Origin of the sequence: Mesorhizobium sp. M7A.F.Ca.MR.148.00.0.0 (assembly GCF_003997735.1) — a bacterium.
Taxonomy (GTDB): domain Bacteria; phylum Pseudomonadota; class Alphaproteobacteria; order Rhizobiales; family Rhizobiaceae; genus Mesorhizobium.
The window spans coordinates 1-1,414 of the sequence record NZ_RZTB01000271.1 but is presented as its reverse complement, the minus strand read 5'-3'; the positions used below and the strand labels follow the sequence as shown (position 1 = coordinate 1,414).

The window sequence follows — 1,414 nt, the reverse complement described above, 5'->3', positions numbered from 1 at the left end:
AAGCCCGCCGTGATCCCTCCAGCGGCACCTCGCGCTCATTCAGCATCCGCGCTTCGCTGCGCACGCGCTGGCGCTCGTCGACAAACGCCGCCTGGATCGTAACCGTCGCCCCCGGCAGTCCGTCGGCGCGGCAGGCCGAACAGACGATGCGGCCCGACAGAGCGGACAGCGGCGTATTCCCCGTCACCCCGAACCGCTTCAGCTGATCGGGTCGCCACCACCTGTTGCGGCCGCAATCGGCGCACTCGACCGAGATCGAGGCGACATGCGCGATTGTCGGCTCCTTGCCCGGTAATGCCATCGCCCCTCCCCATCCTTTTTGTTCCTGATTTGTTCGCATATTCCTGCGTTTTGAGCCGGGAGTCGAGTCGCAGTTTTCAAACTTTCGCAGAAGTTTTTCTTCGAGTACAATTTGAGTTATGCGTTCACATATATGAAAATGTGAGTCGGACACGAACCTGCCCACTGCATCAGACCCGGGAGCGATAATGGACGCTTTTGCCGCCGATTTTGCCCGTTCCTGCGGTTACGCCGGCGACAGCCTGGCCCTGCTTGAAGCCTTCGGAACCATCCGCCGCAGCGGCATCGCCCACGCCCGTCAGGATCACGTCAGGCGCAAAGCGGTGATCGCACGAGTTGAAACCGTCGCAAGCGCTGTTCCTGGCCGCGATTGGCCCGGCGCTCTCGGCGGAAGAGGCCATTGAGGACGCCGCCCGCTTCATAGCCTGCTGGCGCAACATACCGCGCTGGCGCCAGGAGCGGCGCTTGCCCGACCTGGTCAGGGCCAAGCAACAACGGCTGGTGGCACGGTATTTTCGTCGCCATGGCCATCTTCTATGGGCGCGCGAAGCAGCGTGAGGCTGGACCCAGCCATTTGCGGGTTCCATCAGCAATTTTTTCTTTCTGGACTGCGCAGGGGTGGCTGATCGTCGACGTGCATAGTTTGGGATGTTCAAGACTGCCCGCTCAAAATTTCAAACCTGGATAACGGCCGGCGCGGGAACCATCGCCGCCCTGCTTGTGGCCGGCCTGATGGGGGCCTTCGGCGCCCTGCCCGCCCACGCCCCGCCGCAATTGCCGTCCGATGCCGCCATCGACGCCGGGCGCTGGCGGGTCCAGCCGATGCGCGCCTATGTCAGCCGCGCCCGGCGAAGTGATTGGCCAGCGCCACCTTCGCCGCGAGCTGCATGAGGAGATCGCCGACCAGCACGCCGGCCAGCACGAGTGCCACGAGTTGCGGCCAGAACCGCCGCAGCAGCGAAAAACCTAGGGTGATCGGTCTGATGAAATCGGCAAACATGAGGTTCTCTCACGATGCCACCCGCCAAAACCTTTCTAGCAAAGGACGGCTGTTTTGCAAGAAAGGGGGCTCCCCTTCTCCCCTTGTGGGAGAAGATGGATCGGCGCGATAGCG

At 62.9% G+C, this 1,414-nt stretch carries 4 protein-coding genes; 1 reads left to right on the top strand and 3 read right to left on the bottom strand.

Going from position 1 to position 1,414, the window contains the following annotated elements; genetic code table 11:
- Together EOB49_RS33870 and EOB49_RS38280 are read right to left on the bottom strand one after the other, a co-directional pair.
- The coding region (locus EOB49_RS33870; protein WP_127383501.1) for a hypothetical protein at positions 1-301 on the bottom strand (301 nt) is incomplete at its 3' end.
- Positions 302-470: 169 nt separating this feature from the next.
- The gene (locus tag EOB49_RS38280) at positions 471-608 is read right to left on the bottom strand and encodes a hypothetical protein (protein WP_245472972.1); all 138 of its coding nucleotides are present in this window, start codon (positions 606-608) and stop codon (positions 471-473) included.
- 28 nt (positions 609-636) lie between these two features.
- On the opposite strand from EOB49_RS38280, the gene EOB49_RS38275 reads away from it, so the two are divergent.
- Positions 637-858, top strand: coding sequence for a hypothetical protein (locus EOB49_RS38275; protein WP_245472970.1), 222 nt, complete (start codon positions 637-639; stop codon positions 856-858).
- Positions 859-1,135: 277 nt separating this feature from the next.
- Here EOB49_RS38275 and EOB49_RS36720 read toward each other — a convergent pair whose 3' ends face one another.
- Positions 1,136-1,300 carry a hypothetical protein gene (locus EOB49_RS36720; protein ID WP_164781928.1) on the bottom strand — a complete coding sequence of 55 codons (165 nt, stop codon included), beginning with the start codon at positions 1,298-1,300 and terminating at the stop codon, positions 1,136-1,138.
- Positions 1,301-1,414 lie beyond the last annotated feature (114 nt).

What these genes read in the sequence shown, in the direction of transcription:
- EOB49_RS36720 (WP_164781928.1), bottom strand. Translation starts at nt 1,300, where the DNA reads ATGTTTGCCGATTTCATCAGACCGATCACCCTAGGTTTTTCGCTGCTG.